The sequence below is a fragment of the Pseudomonadota bacterium genome (assembly GCA_039196715.1).
Taxonomy (GTDB): Bacteria; Pseudomonadota; Gammaproteobacteria; order CALCKW01; family CALCKW01; genus CALCKW01.
On the sequence record JBCCUP010000035.1, the window covers coordinates 17,198 to 43,609 of the forward strand.

At 65.9% G+C, this 26,412-nt stretch carries 27 protein-coding genes and 1 other RNA gene; 20 read left to right on the forward strand and 8 right to left on the reverse strand.

The features are described 5' to 3' along the window. Positions 1–209: 209 nt before the first annotated feature. From lptB to AAGA11_13030, 5 genes are read right to left on the reverse strand one after another with little or no spacing between them, the layout of a single operon-like run. On the reverse strand, positions 210–935 hold the full coding sequence (gene lptB, locus AAGA11_13010; protein ID MEM9603779.1) for an LPS export ABC transporter ATP-binding protein: 726 nt from the start codon (positions 933–935) through the stop codon (positions 210–212). Next, positions 935–1,507: a lipopolysaccharide transport periplasmic protein LptA gene (gene lptA / locus AAGA11_13015; GenBank protein MEM9603780.1), complete on the reverse strand. Its 573-nt coding sequence runs from the start codon at positions 1,505–1,507 to the stop codon at positions 935–937. Before lptA ends, lptB begins: the two co-directional genes overlap by 1 nt. Further along, positions 1,482–2,033: an LPS export ABC transporter periplasmic protein LptC gene (gene lptC, locus AAGA11_13020; GenBank protein MEM9603781.1), complete on the reverse strand. Its 552-nt coding sequence runs from the start codon at positions 2,031–2,033 to the stop codon at positions 1,482–1,484. The genes lptA and lptC overlap by 26 nt, the downstream gene beginning before the upstream one ends. Positions 2,034–2,063: 30 nt before the next feature. Further along, a complete protein-coding gene (locus tag AAGA11_13025; GenBank protein ID MEM9603782.1) occupies positions 2,064–3,035 on the reverse strand; it encodes a KpsF/GutQ family sugar-phosphate isomerase in 972 nt (323 codons plus the stop codon). After that, positions 3,032–3,985: a calcium/sodium antiporter gene (locus AAGA11_13030; GenBank protein MEM9603783.1), complete on the reverse strand. Its 954-nt coding sequence runs from the start codon at positions 3,983–3,985 to the stop codon at positions 3,032–3,034. The genes AAGA11_13025 and AAGA11_13030 overlap by 4 nt, the downstream gene beginning before the upstream one ends. A 343-nt stretch (positions 3,986–4,328) precedes the next feature. Between AAGA11_13030 and murA the strand changes: the two genes are divergently transcribed. The 5 genes from murA to hisC are packed head-to-tail and all read left to right on the forward strand — an operon-like array spanning position 4,329 to position 9,459. Continuing rightward, positions 4,329–5,594: a UDP-N-acetylglucosamine 1-carboxyvinyltransferase gene (gene murA, locus AAGA11_13035; GenBank protein MEM9603784.1), complete on the forward strand. Its 1,266-nt coding sequence runs from the start codon at positions 4,329–4,331 to the stop codon at positions 5,592–5,594. Between the two features lie 10 nt (positions 5,595–5,604). Further along, positions 5,605–6,246 carry an ATP phosphoribosyltransferase gene (gene hisG, locus AAGA11_13040; protein ID MEM9603785.1) on the forward strand — a complete coding sequence of 214 codons (642 nt, stop codon included), beginning with the start codon at positions 5,605–5,607 and terminating at the stop codon, positions 6,244–6,246. Further along, entirely contained in the window at positions 6,243–7,310 is a 1,068-nt protein-coding gene (locus AAGA11_13045; protein ID MEM9603786.1) for a 3-deoxy-7-phosphoheptulonate synthase, read from the forward strand. Before hisG ends, AAGA11_13045 begins: the two co-directional genes overlap by 4 nt. 24 nt (positions 7,311–7,334) lie before the next feature. Further along, positions 7,335–8,396 carry a 3-deoxy-7-phosphoheptulonate synthase gene (locus AAGA11_13050; protein MEM9603787.1) on the forward strand — a complete coding sequence of 354 codons (1,062 nt, stop codon included), beginning with the start codon at positions 7,335–7,337 and terminating at the stop codon, positions 8,394–8,396. Between the two features lie 10 nt (positions 8,397–8,406). Beyond that, a complete protein-coding gene (gene hisC, locus AAGA11_13055; protein ID MEM9603788.1) occupies positions 8,407–9,459 on the forward strand; it encodes a histidinol-phosphate transaminase in 1,053 nt (350 codons plus the stop codon). A 20-nt stretch (positions 9,460–9,479) separates the two neighbouring features. Here hisC and AAGA11_13060 read toward each other — a convergent pair whose 3' ends face one another. Beyond that, the gene (locus AAGA11_13060; GenBank protein ID MEM9603789.1) at positions 9,480–10,550 is read right to left on the reverse strand and encodes a trypsin-like peptidase domain-containing protein; all 1,071 of its coding nucleotides are present in this window, start codon (positions 10,548–10,550) and stop codon (positions 9,480–9,482) included. 130 nt (positions 10,551–10,680) lie between these two features. Between AAGA11_13060 and AAGA11_13065 the strand changes: the two genes are divergently transcribed. The 6 genes from AAGA11_13065 to AAGA11_13090 all read left to right on the forward strand — a co-directional run bounded on the left by AAGA11_13065 (position 10,681) and on the right by AAGA11_13090 (position 15,400). Next, positions 10,681–11,442 (forward strand): Nif3-like dinuclear metal center hexameric protein, encoded by a 762-nt coding sequence (locus AAGA11_13065; GenBank protein ID MEM9603790.1) that lies wholly within the window; start codon positions 10,681–10,683, stop codon positions 11,440–11,442. A gap of 175 nt (positions 11,443–11,617) precedes the next feature. Then, complete coding sequence (gene petA / locus AAGA11_13070) at positions 11,618–12,235, forward strand: ubiquinol-cytochrome c reductase iron-sulfur subunit (GenBank protein ID MEM9603791.1); 618 nt, start codon at positions 11,618–11,620, stop codon at positions 12,233–12,235. Beyond that, positions 12,235–13,473 (forward strand): cytochrome bc complex cytochrome b subunit, encoded by a 1,239-nt coding sequence (locus AAGA11_13075; GenBank protein ID MEM9603792.1) that lies wholly within the window; start codon positions 12,235–12,237, stop codon positions 13,471–13,473. The genes petA and AAGA11_13075 overlap by 1 nt, the downstream gene beginning before the upstream one ends. Then, positions 13,470–14,222, forward strand: a complete 753-nt coding sequence (locus AAGA11_13080) for a cytochrome c1 (protein MEM9603793.1) — start codon at positions 13,470–13,472, stop codon at positions 14,220–14,222. Before AAGA11_13075 ends, AAGA11_13080 begins: the two co-directional genes overlap by 4 nt. A gap of 144 nt (positions 14,223–14,366) precedes the next feature. Next, positions 14,367–14,960 (forward strand): glutathione S-transferase N-terminal domain-containing protein, encoded by a 594-nt coding sequence (locus tag AAGA11_13085; protein ID MEM9603794.1) that lies wholly within the window; start codon positions 14,367–14,369, stop codon positions 14,958–14,960. A 20-nt stretch (positions 14,961–14,980) separates the two neighbouring features. Further along, on the forward strand, positions 14,981–15,400 hold the full coding sequence (locus tag AAGA11_13090; protein MEM9603795.1) for a ClpXP protease specificity-enhancing factor: 420 nt from the start codon (positions 14,981–14,983) through the stop codon (positions 15,398–15,400). A 108-nt stretch (positions 15,401–15,508) separates the two neighbouring features. On the opposite strand, the gene AAGA11_13095 is transcribed toward AAGA11_13090, so the two are convergent. Both AAGA11_13095 and AAGA11_13100 read right to left on the reverse strand, forming a co-directional pair. Then, positions 15,509–15,877, reverse strand: coding sequence for a YraN family protein (locus tag AAGA11_13095; GenBank protein ID MEM9603796.1), 369 nt, complete (start codon positions 15,875–15,877; stop codon positions 15,509–15,511). Next, positions 15,870–17,915, reverse strand: coding sequence for a penicillin-binding protein activator (locus tag AAGA11_13100; GenBank protein MEM9603797.1), 2,046 nt, complete (start codon positions 17,913–17,915; stop codon positions 15,870–15,872). The genes AAGA11_13095 and AAGA11_13100 overlap by 8 nt, the downstream gene beginning before the upstream one ends. Before the next feature lie 47 nt (positions 17,916–17,962). Here AAGA11_13100 and rsmI point away from each other — a divergent pair, with 47 nt between their 5' ends. The 9 genes from rsmI to AAGA11_13145 form a co-directional block, all read left to right on the forward strand. Beyond that, complete coding sequence (gene rsmI, locus AAGA11_13105) at positions 17,963–18,829, forward strand: 16S rRNA (cytidine(1402)-2'-O)-methyltransferase (GenBank protein ID MEM9603798.1); 867 nt, start codon at positions 17,963–17,965, stop codon at positions 18,827–18,829. Between the two features lie 21 nt (positions 18,830–18,850). Then, an RNA gene (gene rnpB / locus AAGA11_13110) (RNase P RNA component class A) lies at positions 18,851–19,202 on the forward strand. 425 nt (positions 19,203–19,627) lie between these two features. Further along, on the forward strand, positions 19,628–20,119 hold the full coding sequence (locus tag AAGA11_13115; GenBank protein ID MEM9603799.1) for a division/cell wall cluster transcriptional repressor MraZ: 492 nt from the start codon (positions 19,628–19,630) through the stop codon (positions 20,117–20,119). Next, entirely contained in the window at positions 20,119–21,042 is a 924-nt protein-coding gene (gene rsmH / locus AAGA11_13120) for a 16S rRNA (cytosine(1402)-N(4))-methyltransferase RsmH (GenBank protein ID MEM9603800.1), read from the forward strand. The genes AAGA11_13115 and rsmH overlap by 1 nt, the downstream gene beginning before the upstream one ends. Then, a complete protein-coding gene (gene ftsL / locus AAGA11_13125; GenBank protein ID MEM9603801.1) occupies positions 21,039–21,308 on the forward strand; it encodes a cell division protein FtsL in 270 nt (89 codons plus the stop codon). The genes rsmH and ftsL overlap by 4 nt, the downstream gene beginning before the upstream one ends. Next, positions 21,305–23,032, forward strand: coding sequence for a penicillin-binding protein 2 (locus AAGA11_13130; protein MEM9603802.1), 1,728 nt, complete (start codon positions 21,305–21,307; stop codon positions 23,030–23,032). The genes ftsL and AAGA11_13130 overlap by 4 nt, the downstream gene beginning before the upstream one ends. Beyond that, complete coding sequence (locus tag AAGA11_13135) at positions 23,029–24,513, forward strand: UDP-N-acetylmuramoyl-L-alanyl-D-glutamate--2,6-diaminopimelate ligase (GenBank protein MEM9603803.1); 1,485 nt, start codon at positions 23,029–23,031, stop codon at positions 24,511–24,513. Before AAGA11_13130 ends, AAGA11_13135 begins: the two co-directional genes overlap by 4 nt. Continuing rightward, on the forward strand, positions 24,510–25,859 hold the full coding sequence (murF, locus tag AAGA11_13140; protein MEM9603804.1) for a UDP-N-acetylmuramoyl-tripeptide--D-alanyl-D-alanine ligase: 1,350 nt from the start codon (positions 24,510–24,512) through the stop codon (positions 25,857–25,859). The genes AAGA11_13135 and murF overlap by 4 nt, the downstream gene beginning before the upstream one ends. After that, positions 25,856–26,412 (forward strand): phospho-N-acetylmuramoyl-pentapeptide-transferase (locus AAGA11_13145; protein MEM9603805.1); only part of this gene is annotated, 557 nt, incomplete at its 3' end. The genes murF and AAGA11_13145, both read left to right, overlap by 4 nt.

Genomic DNA, 26,412 nt, shown 5'->3' on the forward strand with positions numbered 1-26,412 from the left:
ATTTCAGCGTCCGTCTGAGACAACAGTTGACCTGTTGCCGCCAAACCGACGCTCACCGTAGGCCCATCGCTGGGCCGGTACAAGGGCAAGTATGGTTAGCAGGCGCTCGTGTGCAATCACACAAGTGCAGAAATGGCGCTAATAGGCAATATTGATTCACATTTGAGATATTTACTAGTAATATTGGCACGCAAAGTGCTAGATATCTCTCAAATTTGGAAATCTTTTCCCAAATACACTTCTTTGACCTGGGCGTTGTCCAGGATATCGGCCGGCGTTCCCTCTGCCATCACCGATCCCCCACCCAAGATGTATGCCCGCTGGCAAATGCCGAGCGTTTCTCGCACGTTGTGGTCCGTGATCAGCACGCCGATGCCGCGGTCCTTGAGGTGACGCACGATCCGCTGGATTTCACCGACCGAGATCGGGTCGACGCCCGCGAAAGGCTCGTCGAGCAGGATGAACTGGGGTTCCATTGACAGAGCGCGTGCGATTTCCACACGACGGCGCTCGCCACCCGAGAGCGCGATCCCCTCGCTGTCGCGGATGTGCTGGATCTGCAATTCGTCCAGCAACGACTCGAGCATGCTCTCGCGCTCGCGGGTCCCGAGTCCGCGGCGGAGCTGCAGCATTGACATGATGTTGTCGGCGACGGACAGGCGGCGGAACACCGACGCCTCCTGCGGCAGGTAGCCGATACCGAGCGCCGCGCGCTGGTGGACGGGCAGGGCGGTGATGTCCTGATCGTCGAGTGTGACGTCACCGGCGTCGGCTTTGACCAACCCGGCAATCATGTAGAAACAGGTGGTCTTGCCGGCGCCGTTTGGCCCGAGCAGGCCAACGATTTCGCCCGAGTGCACGACCAGGCTCGCGTCCGTGACAATCTGACGCTTTTTATAGGCCTTGCGCAGGTTTTGCGCGCGCAGCGTGGCCATCAGTCTCCTGAGCCAGATGACAGCGTCGGTACCACGGTGGGGTCGATCACCACGCGCACCCGGGTGTTGTTGCCGCTCAGTGCCTGCACGTTGGCTTTGGTGATGTCGTAGTCGATGCGGTCACCGCTGAGCTCGCGGCCGTCGCTGAACAGCACGGCGGCGCCGAGCAGGGAGAGCGTCGCGTCGTCGGGTTTGTAGAGCAGGCGCTCAGACTGGGCGGTCACGGTTGCGCCGGTGTCGTCTTCGATGCTGAAGGACAGTGGGCCGCCCTCGGCGTTGATTTCTGTCAGTCTGCCGTCGGCGAGCTGCAACACGATGCGCTCGGCGTTGACCGACATGGTGCCCTGGCGGATGCGCACATCGCCCTCGAGGGTGTGACGCTGCAGCTGGTTGTCAAACGCCGTGCTGTCGGCTTCGACCTCGATCGGCTGCTGTGCATCGGACTCGCGTGCAAGCGTGGCGCCGTGCGAGCCGAGCAGCGCCCATCCGAGGCACAGGGCAGCGAGCGTGACACCCGAGCTGCGGTGTGGGCGCGGATGCCGCGCCTCAGGGTTGCGTGCGGTAGCGGCCATGTGTTCTCCCCGTCAGTTCAAGCGCGCCCTGCTCGGTGTCTGCGGCCATGCCGAGGGCGTCAATCTGCCAGCCGGGACCCGTCAGGGTCACCGGTTCGTCACCGCGTATTGTGCCTGCGTCGATATCGATGTCGATCTCTTCCGTCGACAAGGTCGAGGGCTGGCTGCCGTCGGGCAGGGTCCGAACCAGCTCGACCGCGTCGGTCAGGGTCATGTTGCGGCCGTCTCGGGGCATGCTGCCGCGCTCGGCGCTCAGCGCCCAGACCAGACCGTCGGGTTGCGCGACGTGCAGCCGCGGCGCGTGCAGGCTGGCGATGTCGGTCAGCGGGTCGTAGCTGAGCAGCGCCCCGACCAGGGCGTACTCGGTCCGCCCTTCGGGGTCGCTTTGCAGGATCTGGAAGCCTTCGAGGTAGTAGTCGCTGCGCGCTTCCACCATCGACACGCTCTCGAATTCCGGTGCGTCGTCCGGCGTTTGCGGCCGCAGCCAGGTGAACAGCGCCAGCGCGATCAGGACCACGAAGGCCACGCGTCGAACGAGTCGGCCGATGCCCACAGTTCAGGCGACCCCGGCGCGCAACAGCGCGTTGAGGTGCACGACCCCACGCAGCGCGCCATCGACATTGACGACCGGCAGCGCGGTGATGCTGTGGGCCTGCATGGTCTGCAGCGCCACGGCGGCCAGCTCGGTGTCCTCGATGCGCTTGCCGTCGCGTGTCATCACCTCGCGCGCGGTCGCCTGCTTGACGTCGGTGTCGCCGTCGAGTGTTCGGCGCAGGTCGCCGTCGGTGAACACGCCCTCGATGTTGACGCCGTCGTCGCTCACGACGGTCATGCCGAGGCCCTTGCTGCTCATCACCACCAGCATGTCGGTCAGTCGGGTCTCGGGTTTGACCGTCGGGATGTCAGTGCCTGAAACCATGACGTCGGACACCCGCATCAGCAGTTTGCGGCCAAGCGCACCGGCGGGGTGGGACCGGGCGAAATCCTCAGCGGTGAAGCCGCGGCTGTCGAGCAGCGCAATCGCCAACGCATCGCCCATCGCGAGTGTCGCGGTGGTGCTGGCGGTCGGCGCCAGCCCGAGGGGGCAGGCCTCCTGTTCGACGCTGACATCCAGGTGGGCGCTGGCGGCACGGGCGAGCGAGGACCGTGGCTGGCCTGTCAGCGCAATCAGGCCGATGCCGTGGCGAAGCAGCCACGGCAGCAGTGCGAGCAGCTCTGGCGTCTCCCCGGAATTGGACAGTGCGACGACGACATCGTGCTCGCGGATCATGCCGAGATCGCCGTGCGTCGCTTCCCCTGGGTGCACATAGAAGGCGGCCGTGCCGGTACTGGCGAGTGTCGCGGCGAGCTTGCGGCCGATGTGACCGGACTTGCCCATGCCGGTGACCACGACGCGGCCGGTGCATGCGAGCAGCAGCGAGCACGCGCGCACGAAATCGTCGTCGAGCCGCCGCCGCAGCGCGGTGATCGCGCGCGCTTCGGTCTCCAGCACGGCATCGGCGAGTTCGGTCAGGCGGTGCGCGCTCATGCCATGGCCTGCCAGCCGAGGTAGCCGAGGTAACCGCAGTAGATCAGCAACAGCAGGGCGCCTTCGAGGCGGTGGATGCGGTGACTCTTGCGCGCGCACAACCATAACAAGGTGGCGGTGAGCACCACGGTCAACGGCAGGTCGCGCCAGGCGACGGCCCCCTCGAGCGCGCCTGGCGCGATCAAGGCCGGGATCGCGAGCACGGCGAGCGAATTGAACACGTTCGAGCCCACCACGTTGCCCAGCGCCATGTCGGCGCGCCCGCGGGCGGCGGCTGCGAGCGAGGCCGCGAGCTCGGGCAGGCTGCTGCCGATGGCAATGATCGTCAGACCGATCACGAGTTCCGAGAGGCCGGCGATGCGGGCGAGCTCCTCGGCACCGGAGACCAGCAACCGGGAGCTCACCAGCAGCACGCTGAACCCCAAAAACAACTGGAACCAGGCGCGCCGCCCGGCGCCGTCCGCGTGCTCGGGCAGCGCGTCGTCCTCGCTGCTGCCCGATTCGGCGCTTGCGTCGCGGATGGCATAGCCGAGGTAGGCCAGCAGGGCGACGGTCAGCGCCAGGCCCTCCAGCCGGGCCAAGTGGCCGTCCACTACGGCAATCGCGACCAGCCCGGTCGCACCGATCAGTGCGATCGCGTCGCGTCGGATGTCCGCCCAGATCGCGTGCACCGGTGCGACCAACGCGACCACGCCGAGGATCAGCCCGATGTTGGCGATGTTCGAGCCCAGCGCGTTGCCGACGGCAATGCCCGGGCTGCCGTCCACGCTGGCGAGGGTGGCGATGAAGAGCTCGGGCGACGAGGTGCCGAAGCCGACGATCACCGCGCCGACCAGAATCGGCGACAACCCGAAGCGGGTGGCGATCGCCGAGGCGCCTGCAACGAAGCGATCGGCACTCCAGAGCAAGGCTGTCAGTCCAATGACCACGGACAGCGAGGCAATCAACATCGTGGGATTCCAGGGCAGGCGTCGGCGCGTTGCGCGCCGTCGAGGTGGCCGTTCGACGCGGCGGTCGCGGCGGACACAGCGGCACGCTTTCCTTTATTATAGGGGGTTTGGTCGAGCCAAGGCAGCCTCACGCGCTGCCGGGCCGCCGCCGCGCCGCGGTCGACGGGCACCCGGTTTCCGTTGCTTCGGCGTGGCGATCGCCATCGCCAGCCCGAACCCAACCGCCCGGACCCGCCAACGGCCCCGTCACGCGAGGCCGACACGTGTCGACTGCGCAATGGGCGACTGGCGGCGCGTCGGCGTCGACTCGACATCCACACGGAAACCCGAGCACTGTGCAGTGATGGACACCCTCATCGTCAACGGCGGCCAAGCGCTCGATGGCACGGTGCAGATATCGGGTGCCAAGAACGCGGTCCTGCCGATCGTCGCGGCGACGCTGTTGTGTTCGGAACCGGTCTCGATTCGCAACGCGCCGCACCTGCGCGATGTGAGCACGGCCATGCGCTTGCTGGGCCGGTTGGGGGTATCGGTCACGCTCGACGATCGGGCGGGCATCCGGATCGACGCGCGGCACGTGCCCGAGCGGGTCGCGCCCTACGACCTGGTCAAGACCATGCGGGCGTCGATCCTTGTGCTGGGCCCGCTGCTCGCCCGCTTCGGCCACGCCGAGGTGTCGTTGCCGGGAGGGTGTGCGATTGGCTCGCGACCCGTGGACCTGCACCTCGAGGGGCTGCGGGCGCTCGGTGCGGAGGTGGTTGTCGAGCAGGGCTACATTAAGGCGACTGCGCGGCGCCTGACCGGTGCGCGCCTGGTGCTCGACACGGTGACCGTCACCGGCACGGAAAACCTGATGATGGCCGCAGCGCTCGCCGAGGGCAAGACGCTGATCAAGAACGCGGCCCGCGAACCCGAAGTGGTCGATCTCGCCCACTTTCTCAACGCCTGCGGCGCTCGGATTCGCGGTGCCGGTACGCAGACGCTGGAGATCGACGGGGTCGAGACGCTCGGCGGCTGTGACTGGACCGTGGTGCCGGACCGGATCGAGACCGGGACCTATCTGTTGGCGGCGGCTGTCACGGGCGGGCGGGTACGCGCCGAGGGCACTCGCCCGCGGCTGCTCGACGCCGTGCTGCAGAAACTCGAACAGGCGGGCGCCGACATCAGCGCCGGCGACGATTGGATCGAGCTCGACATGCGCGGCCGGCGCCCGCGTGCGGTCAACGTGCGCACCTCCCCGCACCCCGGTTTCCCGACCGACATGCAAGCCCAGTTCTGTGTGCTCAATGCGGTGGCCGAGGGCGTGGGCTCCGTGACCGAAACGGTTTTCGAGAATCGTTTCATGCACGTTCACGAGCTGCAACGGATGGGCGCCGACATGCGCGTCGAAGGCAACACGGTCATTGTGTCTGGCCGCGATTTCCTACAGGCTGCGCCGGTGATGGCAACCGACCTGCGCGCCTCGGCGAGCCTGGTGATTGCCGGCCTCGCGGCTCGAGGCCAGACCGTCATTCAGCGCGTGTACCACGTCGACCGGGGGTACGAGCGCATAGAAGAGAAGTTCAACCAACTCGGTGCGACGATTCTGCGCGCCGCAGCAGACCCCTGATGAGGTACCCGTGTTAACCATTGCCCTGGCGAAGGGGCGCCTGCTCGACGACATGCATCCGCTGCTGACTGCAGCCGGCTGCGGGCTGGCCGAAGACCCTGACAGCCACCGCAAACTCGTGGTCGACACCGTCGACCCCGGCTTGCGTGCCCTCGTCGTGCGCGCGAGCGATGTGCCCGTGTACGTCGAGCACGGTGCGGCCGACCTCGGCATCGTCGGCAAGGACACCTTGCTCGAACACGGTGGCAACGGCCTCTACGAACCGCTCGACCTCGGTATCGGCCTGTGCCGGCTCAGCGTTGCTGGCCGCCCGGGCACCGGCTGGTCCACCGAACGCAGCCTGCGTGTGGCGACCAAATTCGAACGCCTGGCCCAACAGCATTTCGCCAGCGGCCCCGGCACGCCGCAACAGATCGAGATCATCAAACTCTACGGATCGATGGAATTGGCGCCCCTCGTCGGGCTCGCCGATGTCATCGTCGACCTCGTCGACACCGGCAGCACCCTGGCCGCCAACGGCCTGGTTGAGCTCGAAACCATCATGCCCATCAGCGCGCGACTGGTGGTCAACAAAGCCTCGGCAAAACTCAAACACGCGGCCGTCAATGATTTCATTGCCCGGATACAGGCCGCCCTGGAAGCCCGCTCATGACCCAGCACCAGACCGACGATCTCCGCATCCGCGAACTCAAGGAGCTCTCTCCCCCGAAACAGGTGATGGACGAAATCCCCGTGTCCGCGACGGCAGCGGAGACGGTATTCAACGCCCGCCAGGCCATGCGCGAGGTGCTCGACGGCACCGACGACCGGGTCGCGGTGGTGGTGGGGCCGTGTTCGATCCACGACCCTGACGCGGCGCGCGACTACGCCGAGCGTCTCGCGGCACTCACGCCCGAGCTCGAGCAGGACCTGCTGATCATCATGCGCGTCTATTTCGAGAAGCCGCGGACCACGGTGGGTTGGAAAGGCCTGATCAACGACCCCGGCATCGACGGCAGCTTCGAGATCAACCGTGGCCTGCGCATCGCCAGACAACTGCTGCTCGACATCAACGAGCTCGGCTTGCCCTGCGGTGTCGAGTACCTCGACCTGATCAGCCCGCAGTTCATTGCCGACCTCGTCAGCTGGGGCGCAATCGGGGCGCGCACGACGGAGAGCCAGTCGCACCGCGAGCTGGCCAGCGGACTGTCTTGTCCGGTCGGTTTCAAGAACGGCACGGCCGGCAGCGTGCAGATGGCCGTGGACGCCATCCGCTCGGCCATGCAGCCGCACCATTTTCTCTCGGTGACCAAGGACGGGGGCTCGGCGATCTTCGCGACCACCGGCAACACCGATTGCCACATCATTCTCCGCGGCGGCGCGTACACCAACTACGATGCCGCCAGCGTCGACGATGCCTGCGCGCTGCTCGAGAAGGTCGATCTGATGCCGCGCGTCATGATCGACTGCAGCCATGCCAACAGCCGGAAGAAACACGCCCGGCAGGTCTACGTCAACCGCGATATCTGCCACCAGATTGCCGACGGTGACGCGCGCATCACCGGCGTCATGATCGAGAGCAACCTGGTGGAGGGCAACCAGCCGTACCGGGCTGACCGTGAACCCGTCTACGGGCAGAGCATCACCGACGCCTGCGTCGCCTGGGACAACACTGTCCCGATGTTGCACCAGCTCGCCGAGGCCGTGCGCGCCCGCCGGGCACTCTCAACCGCTTAATTTACTGCATCGACACCCGAGCTCATGAACACCACCACCGACGACCTCCGCATCCGCGAGCAACACGAACTCACCAGCCCGCAGGCTCTCTGCGACGCGCACCCGCTGACAGAAGCGGCGGCAAACACTGTCACGGCGTCGCGTCAGGCCGCCCGCGCCATCCTGGACGGCGTGGACGACAAACTCATCGTTGTGGTCGGGCCCTGTTCGATCCATGACCCCGCTGCCGCCCGCGAGTACGCCAGACGGCTGGTGGAGGCCATGCCGCAATTCGCGTCAGAGTTGCACATCATCATGCGCGTGTATTTCGAGAAGCCACGCACCACCGTTGGGTGGAAAGGGCTGATCAACGACCCGCACCTCGACGAGTCCTTCGACATCAACAGCGGTCTGGTGGTGGCGCGCGAACTGTTGCTCGACTTCAACCACATGGGTGTCTCCTGCGGGGTGGAGTTTCTCGACCTGATCAGCCCGCAGTACATCGCCGACCTGGTCAGTTGGGGCGCCATCGGGGCGCGGACGACGGAGAGCCAATCGCACCGCGAACTCGCCAGCGGGCTGTCGTGCCCGGTCGGCTTCAAGAACGGCACCGCGGGCAGCGTGCAGATAGCCGTCGATGCGTTGCGCTCGGCAGCTTACCCGCACCGCTTCATCGGTGTGACCAAGGGCGGAGCGTCGGCGATTCTGACAACGACCGGCAATTCGGACTGTCACGTGATCCTGCGCGGTGGCAAGAACACCAACTACGACGCGGCGAGCGTCGACGACGCCTGCGCCCTGCTGGCCAAGGCCGATCAGGCCGAGCGGGTCATGATCGATTTCAGCCACGCCAACAGCCGCAAGAAGCACGAACGTCAGGTGTACGTGGGCCGCGATGTCGCCTCCCAGGTCGCCGCAGGCGACGACCGTATCGTCGGTGTGATGATCGAGAGCCACCTGGTTGCGGGCAACCAGAGTTACAGCGCCGACCGCACGCCGACCTACGGGCAGAGCATCACCGATGCGTGCATCGGGTGGGAAGACACGGTGCCGTTGCTGCAATCGCTGGCTGACGCGGTCAAGGCGCGCCGGGACGCGCGGGGCTAGGCGCAACACAATGAGCCAGTTCTGGAGTCCCGACGTCCACGCGTTGCGCCCCTACACACCGGGTGAGCAACCCGCCGTTCAGGACCTCATCAAGCTCAACACCAACGAGAGTCCGTACCCACCGGCGCCCGGTGTAGCGGCAGCCATACAGGCAGCTGTGGATGACCTGCGTCTGTACCCCGAGCCCGACTCCGCGGCGTTGCGCAGCAGCCTCGCGCAATACCACGGCGTGGGCGACGAGCAGGTGTTCGTCGGCAACGGCTCGGACGAAGTGTTGGCACACGCATTCCGCGCGCTGTTCCGACACACACAGCCGTTGCTGTACCCCGACATCAGCTACAGCTTCTATCCGGTGTACGCGGGGCTCTTCGCTGTGCCGACGCGCACAGTACCACTCGACGCCGAACTGAAGATTGACCCGGAGGGATTCGCCGGCGACTGCGGCGGCGTGATTTTCCCGAACCCCAACGCGCCGACCGGGCGACTGATGCCGCTGGATGCGGTCGCGGCGATTGCCGAGCGCAACGCCCACTGCGCCGTGATCGTCGACGAGGCCTACATTGATTTCGGCGGTGAATCGGCGATCGTGCTGCTGCCGCAGCACCCCAACGTGCTGGTGGTGCGCACCTTCTCGAAGTCGCGTGCACTCGCTGGCATGCGGGTGGGCTACGCGGTGGGCTCAGCCGAGCTGGTCGACGGCCTCACCCGGGTCAAGGACAGCTTCAATTCCTATCCGCTCGACCGCCTGGCGCACGCGGCCGCGGTCGCGAGCGTCGCCGACGAGACCTACTTCCAGGCCAATTGCGCGCGCGTGGTGCGCAACCGCGATCAGCTCGTGGCGTCGTTGGCCGGCCTCGGATTCGAAACCGTGCCGTCGGCGGCCAATTTTCTCTTCACCCGACACCCGGACCACGCCGGTGCGGCACTGGCCGCGGCCTTGCGCGAGCGGCATATCCTGGTGCGTCACTTCGACAAGCCGCGCATCGATGACCACCTTCGGATCAGCGTCGGTAGCGGCGCCGAGTGTGCGGCGCTGGTCGAGGCACTGAGCGCCATCGTCTGACGCCCAGGCCGCTGTCACAATCAGGACGGTCGCTCACCGAGCACGAGTTCAACGTCGTAGAGCGAGCCCTGGCGCGCCACGCGCAGCAGCACCGTGTCGCCCGGCCCGTAGCGCGAACTCAGGTATTGCAAGCTGCGCACGTTGTCGGTCGACTCGGTGTCGATCGCACGGATGATGTCGCCGGGCCGCAAGCCTGCGTTCTCGGCCGGACTGTTTCGGTAGATGCCGGTGATCAACACCCCCGGCGCCGGCTGGCCGTCGCCCAGCGTCCAGTCGGTCGCTGCGACACCGAGCCAGCTGCGCCGCACGGTGCCGTGCTCGATCAGCTGTTGTGCGATCGAGATCAACAATTGCGTGGGGATTGCGAAACTGATCCCCTGGCTGCTGTCGCCGCGGTCGAATACAGACGTGTTGAGCCCGATCAGCTCGCCGCGCAGGTTGACCAACGCGCCGCCGGAACTGCCCGGGTTGATGGCAGCGTCGGTTTGAATGAACTGATCGTAGGCGGTGAACCCGCCGACCTGTCGGCGCAGTGCTGAGACGATGCCTTGAGTGACGCTCTGGCCGATCCCGAACGGGTTGCCGATGGCCAGCACGATGTCGCCCACTTGCAGCAGCTGATCGTCGCCGAGTGCGATCACCGGCAGCGGCTCGTCGGCCTCGATCTTCAGCACGGCCATGTCGGTTTCGCGGTCTGCACCGATCACGGTCGCGGCGTATTCGTTGAGGTTGTTGAGCGTCACCTTGATGTCAACGGCATCGGCGATGACGTGATGGTTGGTGATGATGTGGCCGGTGTCATTGACGATAACGCCCGAGCCCTGGGTGCGCAGCGGTGTCGGTTCCTGGTCGTCGTTGAACAGCTCGTCCAGCAGCGGGTTGTCGGTCGCAGCGCGTTCGGCGGGTCGCTGTGCGCGGACCTCGACCACGGCGGGCGCCGCGCGGGTCACCGCCGAAGCGTAGCTCGGCACGGCCAGCTCGGCTGGCACCATGTAGCGTTGCCACGATTGCCAGACACCCCACGCCGCCAGCGCCGCAAGCAGACCGAAGCCGGCCGAGCGCAGCCAGAAGGCGATGGAAGCTGTTTTCATGGTCCGGGAGCCAGGGCGACGAGAGCGCTGTTCATCAAGGGTCGCGCTGTTCGCCAGCGGAAACGCATCGTGTCGACATCATCCGCTAGCATAGCAGCTGGCACTGTCCGATCCGGGCGGGGGAGGGAAGATGGTCGAACGCGACGAACTGGTGGCACGGTGTGAATCGGTGATGGCAAGTCACGCCATCACCGACTATTGCCCCAACGGCCTGCAGGTTGAAGGTCGCGCCCAGGTGCAACGGGTGCTGGCCGGGGTCACGGCGTGCGAGGCGCTGTTGGACGAGGCGATTCGGTGGGATGCGTGTGCCGTGTTGGTGCACCACGGGTACTTCTGGCGCGGTGAGGCCGAGCCGCTGGTGGGTATGAAGGGCCGCCGCGTGGCCAAGCTGATTCGCGCCAACCAGAACCTGATCGCCTACCACCTGCCACTTGACGTGCACCCCACGCTCGGCAACAACGCACAGCTCGCTTCGCGCCTCGGGCTGCAACAGACCCGCGCTCTTGCGGCGGGCGGGACCGAGGGCCTGCTCTGGGTCGGCGAACTTGATGAGGCGGAACCGCTGGACGCCTTTGCAGCGCGGGTTGCCGGTGTGGTGGCGCGGACGCCGACAGTGGTGGGCACACCTGCGCGCGGGGAGGTCAAACGGGTTGCCCTGTGTTCTGGCGGTGCGCAGGGCTTCTTGTCCGACGCGGCCGCGCTCGGCGCGGACGTCTACATCTCGGGTGAAATCTCGGAGCGGACGACGCACGAAGCACGCGAACTTGGCGTCGGTTTTTTGGCGGCAGGGCACCACGCCACGGAGCGCCTGGGGGTGCAGGCACTCGGCGCCTTTCTGGCCAACGAGTGTGCGATCGAGTACCGGTTTTTCGACGTCGAAAACCCGGCCTGAACGCCAGTGTGCAAGATGTTGCGTCAACCGCTTGGCAATGCCCGGTTGCCGCATTTGACTGCGCGTTTGATGTGATAAACTCCGCGGATTACCGGTTTGCATAACCTTTGCGTTCATTTGGCCGACGTCGGTCTGTGAGGCAGGGGTCATTCGTGTTTTTCGGAGACTACTCAACATGACAGAAGCAGACACCGGGGCTGTGGACCCAGACGGTCCGGACCCGAAGCGGCGCCGACTTCTGACACTCGGTGTTGCCGGGGTCGGGGTGGCAGGGGTGGCGGCGCTGGCCGCGCCGATGCTGTCGTCCTTTGCGCCGAGCCGACGGGCGAAGGCGGCTGGCGCACCCGTGGAAGTGGACATCAGCAAGCTCGAGGCCGGCCAGATGATGACGGTCGAGTGGCGGGGCAAGCCCGTCTGGATCGTCAACCGTACGGACGAAGCCCTGGCGAGCCTGGGTGAGGTCACCGGTGAACTGGCCGACCCCGCGTCCGAGATGCCGCAGCAGCCGGAGTACGTTTCCGACGAAACGCGGTCGATCAAACCCAACATGATGGTGATGCTGGGCGTCTGCACGCACCTCGGGTGTGCGCCCACATACCGGCCAGAAATCGCACCGCCGGATCTCGGCGCCGACTGGCTCGGGGGATTCTTCTGCCCGTGCCACGGCTCGAAGTTCGATTTTGCCGGTCGGGTTTACAGCGGTGTGCCCGCGCCGACCAACCTCGAGGTGCCGCCCCACTCCTACGTGAGCGACACGCTTGTCTTGATTGGCGTTGATCAGGAGGCTGCGTAATGGCCGATGCCAAGAAAGGGGCCTTCATGACGTGGGTCGACGATCGTTTCCCGTTCACGGAGACGATGCAGTACCACATGACGAAGTACTACGCACCGAAGAACTTCAACTTCTGGTATTACTTCGGCGTGCTCTCGATGGTCATGCTCGTGATTCAGATCGTCACGGGCATTTTCCTGACGATGAACTACAAGCCGGACGGGGCGAAGGCCTTCGCCTCGGTCGAGTACATCATGCGCGACGTCAACTTTGGCGACATCCTGCGCTACATGCACTCCACGGGCGCAAGCTTCTTCTTCATCGTGGTCTACCTGCACATGTTCCGTGCCCTGCTGTACGGCTCTTACCAGAAGCCGCGTGAGCTGATCTGGGTATTCGGCATGGTGATCTACCTGTGTCTGATGGCCGAGGCGTTCATGGGCTACCTGCTGCCCTGGGGCCAGATGTCCTACTGGGGTGCGCAGGTCATCATCAACCTGTTCAACACCATCCCGTGGATCGGCCCGGCGCTGACCGAGTGGATTCGCGGCGACTACATCGTCTCCGACATCACGCTCAACCGCTTCTTCGCGTTCCACGTGATCGCCTTGCCGCTGGTGCTCGCTGCCCTGGTGTTTCTGCACATCGTCGCCTTGCACCATGTCGGGTCGAACAACCCCGATGGCATCGACATCAAGAAGAACAAGGACGAGAACGGCGTGCCGAAAGACGGCATTGCGTTCCACCCGTACTACACCGTCAAGGACACCTTCGGCCTCTCGGTCTTCCTGACTTTTTTCTTCGCCGTGGTGTTTTTCATGCCGGAAATGGGTGGCTACTTTCTCGAGCATGCCAACTTCATCCCGGCTGACCCGCTGAAAACCCCCGAGCACATTGCACCGGTGTGGTACTTCACGCCGTTCTACGCGATGCTCCGCGCGGTCCCGCCGATTGCCGGGTCGGCCTTCCCCGGTGTGCTCGTGATGTTCGGCGCAATCATCGTGCTGTTCTTCCTCCCGTGGATCGACCGCGGCAAGGTGCGCTCGATCCGCTACCGCTCTGCGCTCTACAAGGTGCTGCTCGGTCTGTTTGCCGTGTCGTTCATCGTGCTCGGCTACTACGGTATCCAGCCGCCCTCGTTCTGGGGCACCCTGTTGTCGCGTATCTGCACCTTCTACTACTTCGCCTATTTCGCGCTGCTGTGGTGGATGAGCGGAAACGAGAACACCAAGCCCGTACCGGAGAGGGTCACATCATGAAGCGTGTGACCACCTGGGTGTTCGTGGCCACGCTGTCGCTGCTGGCACCGCAACTCGTGCTCGCAGCGGGCTCCAAGTACCCGCTGGAGAGCCCGCAGATTGACGTCGGCAACGAGCGCTCGCTCCAGCGCGGCGCCAAAACCTTTGTCAACTACTGCATGACCTGCCACAGCCTGGCGTACATGCGCTACGCGCGGGTCGCGGAGGACCTCGGCATCCCGCCCAAGCTGGTTGAAGACAACCTGATCTTCGCGGCCGACGACGAGGGCAACCCGCTCAAGGTCACCAGCATGATGGAAAGCGGGATGTCGACCGACTACGGCAAGCAGGCCTTCGGTGTTGCACCGCCTGACCTGTCACTGACGGCGCGCTCACGGGGTGAGGCGTGGCTCTACACCTACCTCAAGAGCTTTTACGTCGACGAGGGCCGTGCGGGTCTGGGGTCGAACAACGCGGTGCTCAAGGGCTCGGCCATGCCGAACGTGCTCTGGCAACTGCAAGGACACCAGGCGCCGGTGTATTCCGACGACGGCAAGGAGCTCATCGGGGTCGAGTTGGTGAACGAGGGCAGCCAGAGCCCGCGGGAATTCGACAAGACGATCACCGATCTGGTCAATTTCCTGAGCTACGCCGCCGAGCCCGGACAGGAACGCCGCCGGGCCATGGGCTTTTGGGTGATATTATTCATGCTCGTGTTCTCATGCCTCGCGTGGGTTCTGAAGAAGGAGTACTGGCGCGACGTGCACTGACCACCGCTCCGCCACCAGCGGGTGACCCCTCCGGTCGCCTTGAGACGGGCCCACGCTGACCGTGTTGGGCCCGTTGCTTTTTTTAACGACTTGGCCGAAGAGCCCTGGAGAAAGACTGTGACCGCGATAACGCGACGTTCTGTCATGACGCTGTTTTCCGTTCCAACCGACTTGCACAGTCACCGTGTTCGGGTGGTGTTGTTCGAGAAAGACATCGTCGTGGAAATCGAGGATGTCGACCCGAACGCGTTGCCCGAAGAAGTCCTGGAAGTGAACCCGTCGAAAGCGATGCCGACGTTGGTCGATCGGGAACTGGTGTTGTACGACTCGCGCGTGATCTGCGAGTACCTGGACGAGCGGTTTCCACACCCGCCGCTGATGCCGATCGACCCGCTCTCGCGGGCCCAGGCCAGGCTTGCGCTCTACCACATCGAAAACGACTGGTATCCCCTGGCGCACCAACTCGAGACGGCGGGTGAGAAGAAGCGCACCGAGGCGCGCAAGCAGTTGCGCGAGCACCTGACCAACTCCGCCGAGATCTTCGGTGCGAAGCCGTTCCTCTTCTCCGACGAGTTCTCCATGATCGACGTCACGATCGCACCGCTCCTGTGGCGCTTGCCAAAGTACGGCGTGGACCTGCCGGCCAAAGCCAAGCCGATCAACGAGTATGCCGAGCGCATCTTCAAGCGCGACGGTTTCTCCGCCAGCTTGACCGAGCTGGAACGCGAGATGCGCTGATGGCTGAAGGCGATACGCCCATGACGTCCAGTCGCCCGTACCTGATACGGGCCATGTTTGACTGGATTGTCGACAACAACCTCACGCCGTACCTGTTGGTCGACACGACGCGGGACGGCGTCGAGGTGCCGATGGATTACGTCGACGAAGGGCGCATCGTGTTGAATATCGGACCGGGTGCGACGCGCAACCTCGAACTCGGCAGCAGCGAAATCACGTTCAGCGCCCGGTTCAACGGGCAAGCCATGTGGGTGACCGCCCCGGTGGCCGCTGTCTCGGCGATCTACGCCAAAGAGAACGGCCAGGGCATGATGTTCAGCGACGACGGTGACAACGGTCCCGGCGGCGACGTCGTGGACAGCCACGCCGGATCGTCGCCGGACGACGACGGACCGGACGACGACGGGCCGAAGCGCCCGCAGTTGCGCATCGTCAAGTAGCCTTCCGTCGCGTGGCGTCGGGCGACGTTCGACCTAGTGAGGCCTGACCGAGCGCGGCCTGACCGAGCGCGGCCCGACCGAACGCGGCCCGACCGAACGCGGCCGGTATCACCCCTCTCCCACAACGGCGTTCTGGATCCACTCCACGGTGCACTCGGCGTCGTCGGCGGCCTGCAGTGCCAGCACGTCGATTCGGCACGGACGTCGAGCCGACACCGCACGCGCCACGAGGTAGTGCTCGACCGCGCGCTTGAGCTTGCGCTGTTTGGGTGCGGTGACGCTCACTGCGGCGCCGCCGAAGGCCGCGTTGCGCCGGTAACGGACCTCGACGAAGACCAGCGTGTCGCGGTCGCGCATCACGAGGTCGATCTCACCCATGGCGCAGCGGTAGTTGCTCTCGATGTGACGCAGGCCGCGCTGCTCGAGCCAGTGCCGCGCCTGGCGCTCCGCTGCGAGACCGCGCGCGCGGCTAGTCAAGGGCGGGTGCGGTCTCGGTGCGCGGGTCGATTGGCTGGCTGTCGAACAGGTCGCCTGCACCGAAACTGTCCTCCGGCACCGCCGGGACCGGCTCACCCGGGTACGTGAACTCGACACGCCGTGGCAGGCCGCGGTTGAACTGGGCAAACGGCATCTGGCGCCGGACGCGCCCGTCGACGAGTGTCAATGTGCCGGTTTCACCGCCGAGCGCCGAGACGCTGCCCGTACTTAATGCGGGCAGGTTCAGCGCCAGTGTCATGGCGTCGTGGCCGAGTGCGAAGAAGCGGGCGAGTGGGCCGTCGTCGACGCCCAGCGCCTTGGCGGTCTGGCGCGCGACCTGCTCGCCGGCTTCGCCGTTGAGCAACCAGGGAATGTCGTTGAAAAAGACCTGGTTCAGGTCCCGATCGGTTTCGGCGCGTGGGCGACCGGCGTACACCAGCGAGGTCGACACCGTCGGGATGCGTTCGGCGCCGTGAAAGTCCAGTTGCGGTTTCAGCAGGCGGCCGAGTGCCGGTGACACCGGGATGAACAACGCTTCGATGTCCTGCCGCGGTGTGGTTTCGAAGGTCAGCTTGGTGCCGAGAGCCGCTTCGAGGCTTCGGCGGCGGGCCAGGCTCTGGTCGGTCAGCAGCAGCGTGCTGAGTTCGCGGCGAAAGTCCGTGGCGTCCGAGGGCAGTTCGGTCGTCGCCAGCACCTGGCCACCCCAGGCGGCCAGGCGGTCGCTGAACGCGCTCGCCGAGCGGGTGCCCGCGTCGGTAGCGGGGTGGATGATCGCCGCGTTGTACAAGCCGTTGCCGATGATGAAATCGGCCGCGTTGCGCGCCTCGTCCTCGGGTGAGAGGCCGAACTGGATCAGGTTGTCGACGGCGTTTCCGTCGTTCAGGTAGTTGAGCGAGAGCACCGGCACTTGCAGGTTGGCTGACGTGGCGAGCGCCAGCGCCGCGTTGCGGCGCAGCGGGCCGACCACCAGGTCGGCGCCGTCGACGACCGCGCGCTGGTAGGCCCCGAGCGAGCCGCTCGCGGCGTCTCCGACGTCGTAGACGGCGAGCGAAACCGGTGTGTCGCTCTCGAGCAAGGCGGTGATGGCCCCGTCTCGGATAGCACCACTGAACGACTGCAGCCGTTCAGTGAAGGGCAACAGCAGCGCGACCCGGTTCACCTGGCCAATCCGGATTGACGTGCTCGGCGCGCCGGCGAAGAGCGGCGTTTCGGTGTCGTCATAGGCGACCAACAGGGCGTCAGCCGGGTGGCCCGGGTAACGCGTCTTCCACGCGGCGACCGTGCTGTTGAGGTCGGCGCCGCGTTCCCGCACGGCGTCGATATCGAGCGCGAGCTGCAACCAGCCGCGCGGCAGGTCCTCGGTGTACGCGTTCAACAGGCCTGTCAGCGTGAGGGTGTCGAGCTCCGCCAACAGGTCCCAGATTTCGAGGTTGCGCGCGTCGCGGTTGGCGCCCCCCTCGAGGATGTCGAGGTTGATCAGCGACGCGAGGGCGTTGCCCGGCTGATTGGCGGCCTTGGCCGCGTCGGCTCGAACGCCGTGAAACCGCAGCAAGGCGTCCGGTGCGAGCACGCGCTCTTCCGCCGGCAGCGCGCGCAGCGCGGCGTCGGCGTCACCCGCGACCAGCAGCAGCCGGGCGTCCAGCACGGCGCGGCGGTGCGCGAGGTCTTCACTCGCCAGCGGTTCGAGCACGTTGGCGAGCACCGCGCGCGCGTCGTCGTAGGCCTGTTCATCAACCCGCAATTCCGCGGCGGTGAGCTGGAAGTGCTGTTGCTCGGCGATGTCGGTCGCGCGTTCGGCGAGCTGGGTGTAGGCTGCAGCCGCAGCGGCGAGGTCGCCGTCGGCCCGCAATTGCTCGGCGATCGCCGTGATCGCGTCGGGGCTGGCTTCCGTCGGTGTGGGCTCGACCGGCTGTCGCGTCGTTGGTGACTCGAGTTCCGGGACGCTGCAGCCGGCGATCAGCAGCGTGAGTGCGACGAGGCAGCTCGCCGGCAGGCGGGGTGTGCCGCCCCGGGGACGGTTGGCGATGGTGTCGCGCATGCGTGGTCGGACCGCTGATGTGATCGCACAGTTTAGTAGGATGCCCAGTGAGCGACAAAACCCCAGAGACCCTCGAGCCCGCCTTGTATGTGGTGGCGACGCCTATCGGCAACCTGGGTGATCTGTCGCCGCGCGCTCGAGAGGTACTGGCCTCGGTCGATCGGGTGTACGCCGAGGACACACGGCACAGCCAGCAGATGTTTCGTCGGGTCGGTGTAGCGGTCCGGGTGCGGTCCCTGCACCAACACAACGAGCGAGCCCGCGCCGACGAGGTGGCGGGCCTGGTCGCTGACGGGGGCGCCGTGGCGCTCGTCTCGGACGCGGGCACCCCGGTGATTTCGGACCCTGGTGGGCGCCTGGTTGACCACTTTCACGGGTTGGGGTTGGCTGTGCGCGCGGTGCCCGGCCCGTCGGCGGTTGTCGCTGCGCTGTCGGTCAGCGGTCTGTCCGCAGAGGGTTTTCGGTTCGGCGGCTTCCTGCCCGCCAAGGCGGGCGCGCGCGACCGGGCGCTGGCGGACGTCGCCGCGGTGGCGGACACATTGGTGTACTACGAGGCACCGCACCGGGTGCTCGCCACCTTGCAGGCCATGCGCGCGCAGTTCGGCGGTGCGCGCCGAGCGACCCTGGTGCGCGAATTGACCAAGCGATTCGAAACCACGCGGCGCGCCTCTCTCGAGGTGTTGTGCGACTGGGTCCAGCGCGACCCCGATCAGCAACGTGGAGAGATCGTGTTGGTCGTCGAGGGCTGCGCCGTCGGGGGGCGTGCCGATGCGCACGCGGCTGTGAACGTCGACGCGGTGTTGCGCGCGCTGTCCGGTGCGCTGCCGCCGCGCCAGGCGGCGAGCCTGGCAGCACAGGTCCTCGGCGGCGAGAAGAACCACTGGTACCGCGAGATTCTCGCCCGAAAACCCTGAATAGAGCGCATACTCAGCGCGGGAGTTGGCCAGACAACCGCAGCGCGCACCGCCGTGTTGAGGAAAGTCCGGGCTCCGGAGGGCAGGGTGCCAGGTAACGCCTGGGGGGCGCGAGCCCACGGAAAGTGCAGCAGAGAGCAGACCGCCGATGGCCCTGTCAGGGGCACAGGTAAGGGTGAAAGGGTGCGGTAAGAGCGCACCGCGCGGGTGGTAACACGCCGTGGCACGGTAAACCCCACTCGGAGCAAGGCCAAATAGGGAGGCACGGTGTGGCCCGCATCGCCTCCGGGTAGGCCGCTAGAGGTCTGCGGTGACGCAGATCCCAGATGAATGGTTGTCCACGACAGAACCCGGCTTACGGCCAACTCCCCCTCTTTCCTCGGGCGCCGCGCGGAGGCAGGGCCACCTGCAGGTTGCCGGCCAGTGTGTTGGCTGTGCGGCAGCCGTCGCAACGGCACTCGCCCTTGCGGAGGGCGCCATCGCGGCAGTCACAGCGGCGGCGCTTCCCCCGGTCCGCAATCCCGCGTTACGGGCCTGACCCGGGACCGTCCGCTCAGCCTGTACTTGAAGTGATTTTTCAATAGTCCGTGTAAGCGCATGAAATCCAAGGAAATGGACTTGGAGCCTTTGGATTCGCTGTCAGGGATGTCGCTAAGTGCTTGTGCTGTCTGCTTTTTTTTTGCCGCAGAAACCCCAAACGGTCCTTGACCGCCTCTGTCGAGGTCACATATAGTTCCCGCCGTGGAGAAAAGTGGGTTATGGCGGTAAATAGGGGCAAATTGTGGGAAATTCGGCTCAGTGAGCATCGGTTACTGCGGCATGTCCAGTGTGGGGCTGGACGCCAAAGGCCGGTTGTCGATTCCGACCAAATACCGTGAGCAGCTCTTGGCTGACTGCGACGGTTGCCTGGTGCTCTCTCTGGATCGGTCTCCTAATTTGTTGATGTTTCCGCTGCCAGTTTGGGATGTGTTGCAGCAAGAGCTGACGAGTATAGGTGCCAGTGACAAAGCCGTGCGGCTGCGGCGCCTGTACCTCGGCTCTGCCGAGCACGTGAAGATGGACAGTGCCGGTCGGGTGTTGGTGTCACCGGAGTTGCGCAAGCGCATCGGCCTCGAGACGGGGTCGGGTGCCAAGAAGGCGTGTGTCGTGGGTCAGGGTGGCAAGTTTGAAATCTGGCGTGAGGACACCTGGTCGGAGTACCTCGACGCCGTGATGGATGACGCCAAGGACCTCGATCTCGGCAGCGACGACGCGGATGCGCAGATCGCCAGCAGACTGACCATGCTCTGATGTCGAATCCCGGCCACCAGGCGGTATTGCTTGAGGAGGCTGTGGAGGCGGTGCTCGGGCCGACCGACGGGGTGTATGTCGATTGCACCTACGGGCGTGGCGGGCACTCGGAGCGGCTGCTCGGGCGGCTCGGTTCATCGGCATCGTTGCTCGCGCTCGATCGTGACGGCGCCGCCGAGGCGCACGCAGCTCAACTGGCACAACGTGATCCACGGTTCCGATTTGTTCGGGCAAATTTTGCAACTCTGGAAAGCGTGCTTCGTGAACACGGATTGTGTGGCCAAGTGAACGGAATGTTGATGGATCTCGGTGTGTCCAGCCCGCAGCTTGATGAAGCCGAGCGGGGTTTCAGCTTTCGCCAGGACGGCCCGCTGGACATGCGGATGGACACCTCGCAGGCGGTGACTGCTGCGGCGTGGCTGGCGTCGGCCGACGAGCAGGACATCGCGGACGCGCTCTACCTCTACGGCGAAGAGCGAAAGTCCCGGCGTATCGCTCGCCGGATCTGCGAGGCGCGCGATCGAGCGCCGATCCGCACCACGGCGGAGTTGGCGCGGCTGGTGTCCGGTGTTGTCGGGCGCGGTGACGGGAAGAAGCACCCGGCCACGCGCACCTTCCAGGCGATTCGGATGGTCGTGAACGGCGAGCTCGATGCGCTGCGAGACGGATTGCAGGCGGCCGAATCCTGTTTGCCGGCCGGTGGCACGCTCGCCGTGATCAGCTTTCATTCCCTCGAAGACCGTCTGGTGAAACGGTTCTTTCGACCGGCCCCGGAGCACGACGTGCCGCGGGGTCTGCCGGTCGAGACGCGGCCGGCAGCCTGGCGTGTGCGTGGCAAGCCCGTGCGGGCCGGTGCGTCGGAGCTGTCAGGGAACGCGCGATCGCGCAGTGCGATCCTGCGCGTCGCGGAGCGCGCCGCATGAACCGCAACGTCTGGGTGCTGCCTTCGCTCTGGTTCGTGGTGTTCGTCAGTGCGCTCTCGGTGGTGTACAGCAAGCACGTCAGCCGTGAGCTGTTCGGCGAGCTGCGGTCCTACGAGCGAAAGCTCGACGAGTTGGAGGTGGACTGGAGCCAGCTCCAGCTGGAGTACGGCACGTGGTCCATGGACGCGCGCGTGGACGAGATCGCGCGTCGCCGGCTCGGCATGTACGCCCCGGATTTGCACGATGTCAGGATGATTCAGCTGTGAAGCGACGTCAGGACCACATCGTCCAACCCTGGCGCCTGACGTTCATGTGCGTCGCGCTGGTGTGCATGGCAGCGGTGGTGCTCGGTCGTGCCTGGCAGTTGCAGGTTCACGAGCAGGATTTTCTTGTCAAGCAGGGCATTGCGCGGCACCAGCGCACGATCCCCGTACCCGCGTCGCGCGGGCGGATTCTGGACCGCAACGGTACGGCGCTGGCGGTCAGCACACCGATCAGCTCGGTCTGGGCCGAGCCGCAGAAACTGCGTCAACAGGACGGCGTGGTATCGACGCTGGCGTCGACTCTGTCGATCTCCGAGCCGCGGCTGCAGGCGGCGCTCGACAAGGCCTCGGCGACCAGTGAATTCATGTACGTCGCTCGGCACGTGGACCCGCGCATCGCAGACCAGGTGGCGGACCTCAAGCTCGAAGGCGTGCACTTGCAGCGCGAGTTTCGGCGCTACTACCCGGCCGGTGAGGTCGCCTCTCACGTGCTCGGGGCCACCAACATCGACGACCGCGGCATCGAAGGTATCGAGAACCTGTGGGATGAACTGCTGGCAGGCACCAGCGGTGCGCGTCGTGTGATGCGCGACCTCAAGGGCCGGGCTTTCTCCGAAGTCGAGTACATCGAGCGTGAACGCCCGGGTGGCGAATTGGTGCTGAGCCTCGACCGGCGTATCCAGTACCTGGCGTTCCGTGAGCTCAAGCGCGCTGTGGAGGTCCACGGTGCGCTGTCGGGCAGTGTGGTGGTGTTGCGGGCGCAGACCGGTGAGGTGTTGGCGCTTGCCAACCAGCCGTCGTTCAACCCGAATGCACCTGCCGCCGATCGCGATGCCAGTCGACGCAATCGCGCTGTGACAGACCCGCTCGAGCCAGGCTCGACGATCAAGCCCTTTACCATCGCCGCGGCCCTCGAGTTGGGTGTGGTCGAGGCCGCAGAGGTCGTCGACACGGCACCCGGCACCTACCGGGTCGGGCGACTGGAAGTGAAGGACTTCCGCGACTACGGGGACCTGAGTCTCGAGGATATCCTGAAGAAGTCCAGCAACGTCGGCGTGACCAAGGTGTCGCTCGGCGCCGACCCGGCCAAGATGTGGGAGGTGCTTGACGAGCTCGGTTTCGGTCGCGACACCGGCAGTCTGTTCCCCGGGGAAAACTTCGGTGTGCTGCGACACGGCTCGAACTGGCGCCGGATCGAGCAGGCCACGATCGCCTACGGCTACGGTCTGTCCGCCACGCCACTGCAACTGGCGCGCGCGTACGCGGCGCTCGGCAACGACGGGGTGCTGCCGGAGATCAGTTTCCTCAAGCGCGACGACGCGAACTACCGTGGCCGTCGCGTGCTCTCGCCCGACGTTGCGCGCACGGTGCGCCGCATGCTCGAGTCCGTGGTCGAGCCCGGCGGCACAGGTGAGCGCGCACGCGTGGCGGGCTTCCGGGTTGCCGGCAAGACCGGCACGTCGCGCAAGCCCGCGCCGGGCGGGTACCGCGACGACAAGTACTACGCTTTTTTTGCAGGCATGGCGCCAGCGAGTGATCCCGAGCTGGTCGTGGTCGTGCTGATCGACGAGCCGAGTGGCAAGCAGTATTACGGCGGCGAAGTAGCCGCGCCGGCCTTCGCTTCGATCATGGCGGGTTCTCTGCGCGTGCTGGGCACGCCGATGGACGCCATCGAGCACCCGGCGCGGTTGGCGGCGGGCGAGCCCGAGCAGGGGGCGGCGCTGTGACCGCGCTGTCGCTCGGATCAGCAGAGCACGGGGTTGATCTGACCCGCCTGGTCGGTGCGCCAGTGTCGTCGCCGATTCGTGTCGGCGGACTGGCGCTGGACACGCGGCAGATCCGCCCCGGTGACGGCTTCGTCGCGCTGGCAGGCGCGGCGTCGCACGGGCTCGACCACCTTGCGCAGGCCGAGTCGGCCGGCGCCGCTGCCGTGGTGGTGGACGCCGCGGACGCTCAGCGCCTGAACGACACGGACACGGTCCTGCCAGGCTTTGCCGTCGACGGCTTGCGCGCGCGCTTGCCAGACTGGGCGCGCGCCGTGTCAGGCGATGTCGACGCGCGCCTCACCTTGTGCGGCGTGACCGGCACCGACGGCAAGACCTCGACTGCGGTGTTTCTCGCCCAATTGATGCACACCGCCGGCGCACCGTGCGGTGTGCTTGGCACCCTCGGGACGGGCTTCCTCGGCGAGCTCGAACCCGCGTCGCACACCACGGCCGACGTGTTTTCAACCTACCGTGCGCTGGCGGATGTCGCCGACGAGGGCGCACAGGCCGTTGCGATGGAAGTCTCCTCGCACGCTCTCGACCAGGCGCGGGTGGGGGGCTTGTCTTACGCCGTGGGTGCGCTGACCAACATCGGGCGCGACCACCTCGACTACCACGGAACGCTCGAGCATTACATCGCGGCCAAGCGCCGGCTGTTCCAGCAGCACGCCGTGCGCTCGGTCTTCAACCTCGACGACCCGGTGGGCGCACAGTGGTTTTCCGAGACGCCGGGCGCGCTCGGGTACAGCACAGCGGGCAGCGTGGACGCGCGCTGGCGCGGTGCGGTGCTCGACATGACGGCGACGGGTATGCGCTGCCGGATCGATGTCGGATCGACACGCAGCATCGAGTGCGAGTTGCCCCTGTTGGGCCGCTTCAATTTGGCGAACGTGCTGTGTGCGTGTGCCATGGCCGACGCCGCCGGGCGCGCACCGGCTGAGATCCTCTCGCGCCTGTCGGCATTGGCGCCTGTGGTCGGGCGACTCGAGTGCCTGCGCGCGCCAGGCCACGCGGTTGCCGTGATCGACTACGCCCACACCGAGCAGGCCCTGCGCAGCGCAGTACAGGCCGTGCGTGAGCACGTATCGGGCACCCTGTGGTGTGTGTTCGGGTGCGGTGGCGACCGTGATCCGGGCAAGCGCCCGGGCATGGCGCGCGCTGCCTGTCTGGCAGACCGTGTGGTGCTGACCACCGACAATCCCCGTTTCGAGTCGCCCGAGGCCATTGCCCGCGATGCGGCGCGGGGGCTGGTCAGCGGGCACCCGATCGAGACCATTCTCGATCGAACTGAAGCAATTGCCTTTGCCATGACGCATGCCTCCGCGAACGACTGCGTGCTGATCGCCGGCAAGGGTCACGAGCCCTACCAGGACATTCGCGGTCAGCGTGTCCCGTTCAGCGACCACGCCGTCGTGCGAGCCCATTTCGGGGGTGTGCTGTGATCAGCTTGGCGTTCTCAGACATCGCGGCCCAGGTGGGAGGCACCTTGCTCGGCGGTGAACTCGAGCTGCGGCGCGTCAGTGTCGACACACGCACGCTGCAGCGGGGCGATGTGTATTTTGCGCTGACCGGTGACCAGTTTGACGGCCACCAGTTTGTCGAAGACGCGGTCGCGCGAGGCGCGGCCGGCGTGGTGGTTGAGCGCGAGTGCGGTGTCTTGGTGCCACAACTCGTTGTGCGCGATGCGCGCCGCGCGCTCGGAGACAGTGCCGCGCTCTGGTGTGCTCGAACGACAGCCCGCCGCATCGCTTTGACCGGCAGCAACGGCAAGACCACTGTCAAGGAAATGCTGCGCTCGATCCTGACACGGCTCGGCGAGACGCTGGCGACCGAAGGCAACCTCAATAACGATGTCGGGTTGCCTCTGACGCTGTTCCGCTTGACCGAGTCCACCGAGTACGCGGTGCTGGAGATGGGCGCCAACCACGCCGGCGAGATCGACCGCCTGGCGTCGCTGGTCAAGCCTGACATCGCCGTCGTGAACAATGTCGGGCCCGCCCACCTGGACGGTTTCGGCAGTTTGCACGGTGTGGCTGCAGCCAAGGGTGAGATTTACGAGCACCTCGTTGGCCCTGGCGTCGCGGTGATCAACCTCGACGAGTTTGCAGCGGATGACTGGCTGGCACGCTCCACCGGTAGTACTGTGCTTGGCTTTTCGATGCGCGGTGTCGGCGACCTGCAGGGACGCATCGTCAGCGACGGTGTGCTCGAGGTCAGCGAAGCGGGTGAAACCCACACGATCGAGCTGCCGCTGGCCGGTGAGCACAATCTCTGCAATGCCTTGACGGCGGCGGCGGTCTGCCGCGGGCTCGGTGTTGCGTGGGCTGATATCCCGTTGGGCCTGGCGGCCATGCACGCGGTACCCGGCCGCCTCGTGCCACAGGCCTTCGGCTCCGTGCACGTGCTGGATGACAGCTACAACGCCAACCCGGCTTCGACGCTCGCTGCACTGAAAGTGCTGGCAGCGCAACGGGGTGGACGCCGCTGGTGCGTGCTCGGCGAGATGGCGGAGCTCGGCGACGAGGCGGGCGAGTTACATGGCAAGGTCGGCAAGCAGGCGGCGCAACTCGGCATCGAGTGTTTCCTGAGTATTGGTCGTCACGCCGTCGATGCCCGCCGCGGATTCGGCGCCAAGGGGCTTGATTTTCAGGATCAGGATGCCTTGATTGCCGAACTGGTCGACGGGGTGCAGGCCGGTGATAGCGTGCTCGTCAAGGGGTCTCGACTCGCTCGCATGGAGAACGTTGTTGACGCATTGCGTGCGGCCCTGTCGGAGTCGTGCGCGTGATTCTTCTCCTCACAGACTGGCTGGGTCAGCTGGACAGCGGGTTCGGCGTGCTGCAATACATCACGCTGCGCTCGATCATGGCCGCGCTCACGGCCTTGCTTATCTCGTTGATGATCGGCCCTCGTCTGATCCGTTTCCTGTCGCGCGAGAGCATTGGCCAGCAGGTTCGGGAGGACGGCCCGAGCAGCCATTTCGACAAACGCGGCACGCCGACCATGGGCGGTGCCCTGATCCTCGTCGCCATGGCGGTGTCGGTGTTGCTTTGGGCGGACCTTGGCGTCCACCAGGTCTGGATTGTGTTGCTGACGACACTCGCCTTTGGCGTCATCGGTTGGGTGGACGACTACCGGAAGATCGTCAAGCAGAACAGTGCGGGCCTCTCGGCGCGCGAGAAGTACGGCTGGCAGTCTTTGTGTGCGGCGGTGGCTGCGATCACCCTGTATCTGTTGGCCACCTCGTCGCTCGAGACCACCCTGATCGTACCGTTCTTCAAGGATGTCACCGTGGCGCTCGGCGTGCTGTTCATTCCCTTTGCGTACTTCGTCATTGTCGG